The following is an 8,736-nucleotide window of genomic DNA, read 5'->3' as shown; positions in this document are numbered from 1 at the left end:
GTGCGCACCCCGGGGTTCGGGCGGTGACGGACATCCAGGAACGGCGGTTTTCTGGCAATCTGCGACTGCATGCGGGTTCGCACCCCCAGGGCTGCGCACCCTTTAGAGGGGGGCACGCACCCCCTCCTTTTGGGGGTTCGGACCCCCAGGGTTCGCACCGTGGTTCGGATTTAGGTGCGCACCAGAAGGGGCCTGCAGGTGTCATGCCCAAGCGCATCCAGGTCTCGGTTCCCCTTGAGGGATCTTGAGAACCCACAAACCACCCTCCGCTGCGGCATGAAGACCGCAGCAGATGCATCCCAGGCCAGCGGTCGCCCAAGGCGGATCTACCTGTCCGAACGCAGACCCACAGCGTCATCCAGGAGGTCAAGCGGGACGGTTCCGATACCTGACCAGCAGCACCGCTGAAGGCCAGCGGTGGGCTTCCTGGTCCGTCATCGTAGGTCGGACGGACAGAAAGCAGCTCCGCCCGGTTGGTGGGGCATCTCAGCCAAGCTATGGAGGGGATGCGCCCACCTCATGGAGCTGCCTCTCCACGGAGCGATCCAGGTGGCACAGTTCGGGCCCGAAAAGATGCTCTCTTGCCGTTGGATCGCGGGTGACGGCCTCGAAGGCCGCTTTTTGAATGGCCGTCCAAACCTCGGGACGAACCTCGATCGCCGGCTTCCCGTCGTCGTCCTCCGGCAGGCGGGCCGTTATTCCAGACTTCCGCAGCAGCGCCACGCCCACAGATACGAATAACGGGCCGATCCTCATGCGCACGATAGCCGTGGGATTGCGCCGCTTGCCCGGCAGCACATGGACGGAGAACGCCCGGATTGTCCGGACGATAGGCTTGGTCATGCAAGGTTTCCTCAGATGCCGGGGCGACTTCCTACACCACGTCCAGAGGCAGACCTCGCCCGGCCACTCGAACATGGGACCCGTGTCTGCCGACACCGTGGCGCTTTCGCCTTCAGCTTCACTGTCGAAGGCAGTGCTCGCTGATCGGCGATCCCGATCAGATCTGACTATTCTGTCGCACCCTACCCTTCACAAGCGGTCGCATAGCGTTAGACTTTCGCGTGCCAGCTTTTGTTTTTAACCAAAATATCGATCAGTTTATCGGCACTAACTTATGAAGCGTGAGCGGTTAATGCGTTCAGGAGCGGTCTGGAACAGGCGCGGGAGAGGGGAAAAGAGTAACGCCTTCGTTGTCCACTTGCACCTTCGCCTCTGGATATGCGGCAAGTGCAAGGGCAAGTGCGTTACGAGCATGGGACTTAAACTGTCGCGGAAGCGCAAAACCAGCGCCGAACTGGCGGTATAATGCAAACCACCGCACCCGTGTCGGTTTCTTTAAGTAGTGAAGTCGATAGGCCAACCACACGTAAAGGTCGGTTGCAATTGTGTTTCCGGAAAGTGCTCGGATCGCTGTTTCGCGCACTGGAAGCGAATGATTGATAAGGCTGTTGTAGAACATCTCATCAAGCAGGATCTTATCTTGCCAACAGTCTGGTTGGATTTCCGCATTCTCATCAAGTGGCAAAATTGCTTCACGAACAAAGCTACTATTTAGAACTATTACGAGCTGTTTTTTCTTTTGCGAACACGAAAAGGCATTTTCAGTGGTTCCACTTCCTCGAATGTCTCCGCTTGAATCATTTCGCCAAAATTCGTCACCCTGTTCTGAATTATCAGATTTTAACGCAGTTTCATCTATCTTAGCTTTTAAGGCCACTCGGTTTTGTTTCGAAGCCCCATATGAATGGCTTGAAATTTCTTCGCTAGACAAAAATTTCGAATTTTTTTCGCTGTCGCGGTAAAAAGTTAGCCGACATACACTGAGGCGTCGACGCTGCTCCCGGACCGCCTCGTAGCCCTTACCGCCACAATTTAAACCCATCTTTTTCAGCCATCGGTGGAGAGATCGCCCAAGGTCGATCTCACGTGAGCGCGTCCGGACTGCTTCCGTTTGAAGGTAAAAAAGGATCAGGCGCGCGACGTGTCCGTACGGCACGCCAACAGGGAGTCCATCGGGTGCTTTCCCGCTTTCGATACGAAGCCGCATATTTGGGCCGTCGCGAACCACCTCTGGTTCGTCGGTGCGTTTATGTGGGAGGGCGGTCATAGCGAACACTGAGTGGGTAAAGTTTGGTATAGCCTCTTCGTCTGCAAGAAGCATTTGACTCACCTGAATGCAACGTCGGTCAGCGGAACACGCGGCATGGTTGAGGGCTTCCCGGTACCCAAGCCTTATAATCTCGTTTCTCAAACTTCCGTCGAGAGCTTGTTCTACTCCTAAGGAAAGAGGCGCATTGGCTTCGGCGGAGTCGCCCATCGCCAGGCACCCTGCACACATGGCAGCTTCGGCTCAATTCGTACTTTACTGACGCGTCAGTGGCCCCGAGTTTTCCCCACTGTCCGTTCGTACTCTACTGACGGTCCTAGGAAAGCTAGTTGAATTACTATTAGGATGTGTCAGTGAGGTACGGTGGATAACCCGCCTTAACGTTAGTTCAGCGTCAGTCAGGTACGAATCAGCGTCAGTAGAGTACGATTCCTTTGTGGATAACATTTTCCGGTGAGCAGATCCTGGGCTAACTGCTCGCCTGCGAGCAGGCCAACGACTCGCCGCGCGCAGTAGTCAGTAGCTAGACCAAACGGTCGACTGTGAGATTTCCCACGCTCTTGGAGCCGACAATCAATCCAAGTCATCTTGCAACAACCCGGTTAGGGCGCGCGGTCAATCATGCATGGTAATGAAATTTACCATGCACATCGGATCAAGGCGGCCAGCAATTACCGTGCATGCGGGATGGGGGCGGCGAGCGTTACCATGCACAGCGGATCGGAGCGAAAGTCGGCTGTCGCGCATCGAAGGCCAAGCGGCGGCAGTTACTGTGCACAATACAAGTGCAGCTCTGCGCCGTCGCTGTACGGTAATCAGCTACGCTGGCCGTAGTACCCCGCCACGGCGCCGCGATTGGCCAGCAACCGCTCGGCATAGCGGGCCGGCATGGTCGGCGACTTCCACCGTCCCGCCTGCATGACCGCTACCAAATCGGCCCCGCCGGCCACAAGATCTTGGGCCATGCCCACTCGCGCCGAGTGCCCGGAGATGGCTGTTGGATTTAGCCCGGCCCGCTTGGCGAGGCGCTTGAGGATCCGTGACACCTTGCCCCTTCCAGCGCCGCGGCGCCGACCACGTCGGCCTTGCTGAACGACCGGGAGACCGGGCCGTCATCAATACCGGCCGCTTTGAGCCAGCGCCGAAGCCAGGTGCAGGTCTCGGGCGACAGCCAGCGTACCTCGCCGGCACCCGTCTGGTCCGTCTTGCTGCACCGGATCAGAGCCGTGCCGGCCCCACCCTCTTGGCGCTGTAGGTCATCGAGATCAAGTGCCACGACCTCGCTGCGGCGGGCTAGCAGGTCGCGCATGGTCAGCAGCAGCGCAACATCGCGGATGGCGGCGAGGTCAGTCCCCGCCGTGGCCAGGATTTGGGCAACCTCGCCGCCGCCGAGCGGGGCGGCCTGATGCTGATGCGTGCCGAGGCTCCGGGCCATGCGTTTGAGCGCCAAGCGGACCGGCTCCGCCTTGGTGGGGGTCGGGAAGCCCTGCCGCGCGGTGCAGGGTGGCGATGGCCCAGATAACCTGCCGGATGGAGGCGGGCTTCTTTCCCTGCGCTGCCAGGGCATCCACATAGGCTGCCACCGTCTCTGGGGCGGCGGGAAGGGCATCCGGCCCCTGGGCTACGGCCCAGCTCGTGAAGGCCAGCGCCGCTTTGCGTAGGGCCCGCTCGGTCTCGGGAGCCAGTGCGCCCTGGGCGTGGCGGGCATACAACTCCAGACGGGCTACGATCGCCGTCGCCGTGGTCGGGTCCGCGGTGAAATCGGCGCCTCGTTGAAGGTGGGGCGGAGCAGGAGGCACTCCTGCCTTGGCAGCCGCGTGCCCTCCGCATGCCCTTCATCTGCATCAGGTGCCCCTCGGCATCGCTGAGTGAGGTCAGCACCGGCGTCGGGGCGCTGTCGGGCTTCTAGGGTTTCTGCAAGCTGATCGAGCGGATCCATGGCGTCCTGCCGCGGCAAGCGAGCGCCCTGCCCGCGGCGCGCCAGAAGAGGAGGCGGAGACAGGCAGGTGCGAACGAGGGATGAGCTAGCGGGGCTCGATCAGCGCGCACGCCAGGGTTGTTATATTTAGAGGTTTTTACCTTCGAGCGTCAATCGGTTGCTCCAACAGGGCCCTATTGGTCAGTGCCAGCTTGTCCCTGGCGATGGAGCAATGTTCGTTCTATGTTCTTTGCATGAGCGTGGGCACAATCCCCTCCGAAGGCTTGGCTACGACCAGCGCCTTCGTAGCCCAGACCCTGGCCGAGCACCCGGACCGGGCTCTGTCGGCCGCGGCGCTGATCGCCACGCTGCGGGATGTGGAGCGCGTCGAGGGCACCGTCCTAGACGGCGCCGCCGTGGAGCTCGGGCGGAGGCTGGCGCGAGTGAACGGCCTGCCTACGCCAAGCTTCCCGTGCGAGTTCCATGCCGGCTTCGCGCAGGTCAGCGACCGCGGGCTCGCGCTCTGGGCATTGTGGCAGGCGCAGCGGCTGGATGCCCTTGCTCAGCCCCAGCTCTCACGCGAGGCGCTCTTCCTGGTCCTGGGGGCTGCCAAGCTGCTCGCAGCCGACCCGCTGATCGTGCCGCCTACAGCAACCATGGAGCGGCTTCTGGACGGCCTGAACGAGCCAACAAGGATCGGAGCGGCGGGCGGCGAAGGGAACACTAATCTCGAGTAGCAGCCGCATCGAGCTGCGCAAGGCGATGGAATGGTTAAAGCAATGCGTATCTCAACGAATGCGGCAGATCTACTCTACAGCAATGCGTGCTTCCCGGATGACCTCGCGCCACATCGGAACCTCTCGTGCAACCCGCGCCCTGAGGCCCTCGGGCCCGTCTGCGACTGCCAGAGCGCCAGCTTGACGGTAACGCTCCTGAGTGTCTGGCCGCTTCAGTATGGACACTACCTCAGCAGCAAGCTTGTCCACGATTACCGAAGCTGTACCAGCGGGCGCGAACAGCGCAAGGAAGGTCTCCGAGTTGGCATCACGGATGCCCAGCTCCTGTAATGTCGGCGCATCTGGCAGATCAAGTGCACGGGCAGAGCCAGTTTGTGCCAATGCTCTGAATGCACCCGATTTGAGTTGTGGCACGATCGAGCCTTGAGCCGCGCTGATGACATGTACTGTCCCGGCGAGCAGAGCCTGCGTTGCTGGCCCCGCGCCGGAGAATGGCACATGTTGCATGCCTATGCCGGTGCGCAGCTTCAAGAGTTCACCGGCCAGATGCGGCGTGGTGCCAATGCCTGGGCTTGCATAGTTGAAGCGGCCAGGATGGGCCTTAGCCTGCGCGATCAGGTCCTGCAGGTTGTCAATGCCGCTGGTCGGCAGCACAGCGATCACGTTTGGCGATGCTCCGAGTGTCGAGATCGGCTGGAAGTCCCGGAAGGGGTCATAGGGAACACTGCGGTAAAGGCTTGGGTTGACCACGAAAACGCTGGAGGTAACTAGCAGCGTGTAGCCGTCTGCCTGCGCCCGTGCGACCGCACCCATGCCGATGTTGCCACCGGCACCCGCACGATTTTCGATAATGACGGGCCGTCCCAGCGCCTCGCTCAGAGGCGGGCCCAGCAAGCGTGCCAGCACGTCTGTTGCACCGCCTGGTGGAAAGCAAACCAGCAAGGTAACAGGGCGCTCCGGATAAGCCGCCATGGCGGGCTGGAGCCGGAGCGCACCCGATACGGATGCAGCTGCGCCCGCCGCCAGGAAGGCGCGGCGGCCGAAGTGGATTTGTTGCGGCATCGGGAGATCCTTCCTAACCAAAAGCGGGGTTGAAGCGCGGGCTTCTTCTGTCTCTGCACGCTCCACGTCGATCTCCTCGAGCGCCTTCAGCGCGTCATACTGGTTGGCTAGCCCGCCGCTCAGCGCGCCAGCGGGTCCGGACGCATCTGTACCCGGAACACCCGGGGCCGCTCACCCGCACCGTTCTCGCTGTGAAAGGGGGTGCGCGTGCCCGTTGTTGTCCAGACTCCGCGGCCTCTCCAGCCGGCACTTGGATCGTCGATCCGGCCATCGACGTTCTTCGTGAAGAAGCCCATGGGGTAGGGCACGTGCAACTGGTGCAGTGTGCCGTCCACCAAGACCGTCAACGACTCACTGCCGTTGGTTGACGCAATTGGCACGTCGTTGCCAAGGCCAAGCGTGTTGAAGCGGTCGACCCAGACGTAATAGGCGTGGTCGGCGCTGCCGTTCGGGTCGACGCCGGCGAATTGGGGACCGGGGAAGCGGAAGAGCGTCCAGCCTTCCTCGCACTGCCGGCCCGTCGCCGCATTCGGTCCGGTCAGCGGCGCCCTACACTTGGAACGATCGAAGCTCGCCAAGTGGCCGCTCGCCAGCGTGGTCCACACCACGCCCTTACTGTCCACATCAATGCCGCGCGGGCTGAAGCTGCCGGGTGGCGGCTGGAAAATCTCGGTTAAACCGGTATTGGTCGGATCGTCCCCTGGGATGAAGCGGATCAGGTAGCCCGGCTGATCAATCCGGGAGAAGCCGGTATCCATCGACTGACCCCAAATCGAGCCGTCGGTCGGGCTCGGCTGCACGCCGTAGAGGCTTGCAATGATGCGCTTCTGCTTGGACGGATCGAGTGGCTGGTCGGCCTCGGTATAGTCGCCCCGCCTACCCCATCCCGGGATGTCGATGATCATCGGTGCCCAGCCCTGTGAGGCCCTGGCATCGTGCGTCTCGAGGTATCTCCTGGTGTTCAGCCAGCCGATTGCGCCGCCGGTCGGACCGCCCCAACTCGTCCAGAGCGTATTGTCGGCGTCGTAGCCGAAATAGAGATGGTGCGTTTGGAAGCAGGTGTCGATCAGTTCGAATTTCTGCGTCCCGGGATCGTAAACCGAGAGCTGCCGGCCGGATGCGGCCAGTGGCACAACCTTGGCCGAAGGGTGGTCGCCTCCGGCTTTGCACCACGCTGGCTGCGCCTCCGCCGGACGGATGCGGGCGGCGAACCAGACCAGACCTTTGTCGTCCAGGATCAAGTTGTGGTTGCTGGTGCGGCCATCCCAGATCACCTGCTCGCCCCAGAACGGCGAGGCGCCGCGTGGCTCATCCGCGGCGCTTGGCGTGTTTTGGTTGGCAACAGGATGCCTGATCGTCCACGCCCGGTGCGTGCTGGGGTCGAGCACTGGCACATTGTCGGTCGACTCTTCGGGCGAACCGTAGATCAGCCCGTTCGGAAACAGCCTCGGATTGCGCTTGTCGGTCGAGATCGCGTCATGCAGGTAGGTGGTAGGCTCGGCCCAGTCCCACAGCGTGACGACCATGTTCCGCTCCAAGCCCTCGGGCCGGCGAGGCCTGTCGGCCGGCAGCTCGCCCCTGGCGATCCGGTCGGTCCAATCAGCGTAGAGCGATAGGCCCCTCTCAGGGCCGAGGCGCATGATGCTGACCGCCATGCTGCTCGCGGCTTGGCCAGACTGGATGCGTTGCATCCACATCTCGGTCGAGTTCGCAAACTCGCCGAGTTCTCTCCGAGGATGACGAATGTTCTGGCTGCCCAGCGCATGGCAGGACTGACAGGACTGCTTGACGGTGTCGACCCACGCGTATTGGCTGCGCATGAAGGTCGGGATGCCGTTGCCGCCCGGATCGTCACCGGTGCCGGGGAACTGGTCGGCTGCCGGAATCCGCAACATCGAATACCAGTACATGCCGGGATAGTACTCCGCGGCGGCAGCGGGCGTCGGCGCGGGTGTCGCGCTCAGATTCAGCGGCTGCCCCGGCGTCCCGTCTACGCGCGGGCTGTCGACGAGGCCGTAGCCGCGCACCCAGACCTGGTACCTCCCCCCAGGCAGGTCAGGGATCAGGTAGCGGCCGCGGTCATCCGTCACGACAATCTTGGCATATTTCGTCGGCAAGCCGGTGGTTTCGGCGATCACCCAAACGCCGGCCTCGGGGCCGTTCGGGCCTGTGACCACACCGCCGATATCGGTAGCGCCCATTGCGACGGCGGCCAGCGCCGCAGGTTGCGCGCGGGCGGCGATTGTGGCCGATGTGAGCACTGCAGCTAGCATGGCTACCGACAAAGGTAGACTGCGGTTCACCTTGAACATGCCTCACCCTCCCGTACCGCTTTCATAGTGGTGCGGCTTGCTTTCTGGAGTGTAGCAGGCTCACAGCGTCCTGCGAGGCCATCCGCGTAGTCGGAGGCATGGAATCAACAACCGAAGCTGAAGCGCCGGCCCCTTCAGCAGGCCGGAGAGGCCGCTCTGTTAGCGCGGGCTCAAGGTAGTGGCTGGGGCAGGAAGGCAGCTCCAGCGCCCTCCAACTCGATTCTGTGGCATGTCCAGAGCTTGGCCCCGGTGGGTCGCCTATTGCGGCAACTTCTCACGTCAGATGGAGACGCCCCGCCGGATTTTCGCTGTGATGACCACTGCCGTCTGGCGGACCAGCCGAGCGTGTTCGTGAGCGAGGTCGCGCAGCGCAATGCCGCCAATCACTCGCATAGGCCGCCGGGTCTTGGGGAATCGGAGCGGGTGACACAACCAAATGCGGCGCACAGCGCCCGCTCACCCTCCGGCGTTAGCGGCTTCACGACGGTAGCCGCTTTGAGGCTGGGACCTCGGCGAGCCACTAAGGGATTGAAGCGAAATAAGCACTTCATGGTGACTGTTGGTGGGGTGAGATGGTGTAGTTCCACTCGCCGTGGA

At 62.1% G+C, this 8,736-nt stretch carries 7 protein-coding genes; 1 reads left to right on the top strand and 6 read right to left on the bottom strand.

What is annotated here, in order from left to right; translation table 11 throughout:
* Positions 1-495: 495 nt before the first annotated feature.
* The 4 genes from JMJ55_RS29965 to JMJ55_RS29950 form a co-directional block, all read right to left on the bottom strand.
* A complete protein-coding gene (locus JMJ55_RS29965; protein WP_202829270.1) occupies positions 496-843 on the bottom strand; it encodes a hypothetical protein in 348 nt (115 codons plus the stop codon).
* Between the two features lie 298 nt (positions 844-1,141).
* Positions 1,142-2,320 (bottom strand): replication protein RepA, encoded by a 1,179-nt coding sequence (locus JMJ55_RS29960; RefSeq protein WP_202829269.1) that lies wholly within the window; start codon positions 2,318-2,320, stop codon positions 1,142-1,144.
* Between the two features lie 605 nt (positions 2,321-2,925).
* Positions 2,926-3,156 carry a tyrosine-type recombinase/integrase gene (locus JMJ55_RS29955; protein WP_202829268.1) on the bottom strand — a complete coding sequence of 77 codons (231 nt, stop codon included), beginning with the start codon at positions 3,154-3,156 and terminating at the stop codon, positions 2,926-2,928.
* On the bottom strand, positions 3,114-3,560 hold the full coding sequence (locus tag JMJ55_RS29950) for a site-specific integrase (protein WP_202829267.1): 447 nt from the start codon (positions 3,558-3,560) through the stop codon (positions 3,114-3,116). Before JMJ55_RS29950 ends, JMJ55_RS29955 begins: the two co-directional genes overlap by 43 nt.
* A gap of 722 nt (positions 3,561-4,282) precedes the next feature.
* Between JMJ55_RS29950 and JMJ55_RS29940 the strand changes: the two genes are divergently transcribed.
* Positions 4,283-4,765 carry a hypothetical protein gene (locus JMJ55_RS29940; RefSeq protein WP_202829265.1) on the top strand — a complete coding sequence of 161 codons (483 nt, stop codon included), beginning with the start codon at positions 4,283-4,285 and terminating at the stop codon, positions 4,763-4,765.
* Between the two features lie 69 nt (positions 4,766-4,834).
* Here the strand turns inward: JMJ55_RS29940 and JMJ55_RS29935 are convergent, their stop codons facing one another.
* Both JMJ55_RS29935 and JMJ55_RS29930 read right to left on the bottom strand, forming a co-directional pair.
* Positions 4,835-5,827: a Bug family tripartite tricarboxylate transporter substrate binding protein gene (locus JMJ55_RS29935; protein WP_202829264.1), complete on the bottom strand. Its 993-nt coding sequence runs from the start codon at positions 5,825-5,827 to the stop codon at positions 4,835-4,837.
* A gap of 119 nt (positions 5,828-5,946) precedes the next feature.
* Positions 5,947-8,139: a carboxypeptidase-like regulatory domain-containing protein gene (locus JMJ55_RS29930; RefSeq protein WP_202829263.1), complete on the bottom strand. Its 2,193-nt coding sequence runs from the start codon at positions 8,137-8,139 to the stop codon at positions 5,947-5,949.
* Positions 8,140-8,736: the final 597 nt, after the last annotated feature.

The sequence above is a fragment of the Belnapia mucosa genome (assembly GCF_016775475.1).
Lineage (GTDB): Bacteria > Pseudomonadota > Alphaproteobacteria > Acetobacterales > Acetobacteraceae > Belnapia > Belnapia mucosa.
Note: the sequence above shows the minus strand (reverse complement) of the source record. Positions and strands in the feature narration are given on the sequence as shown.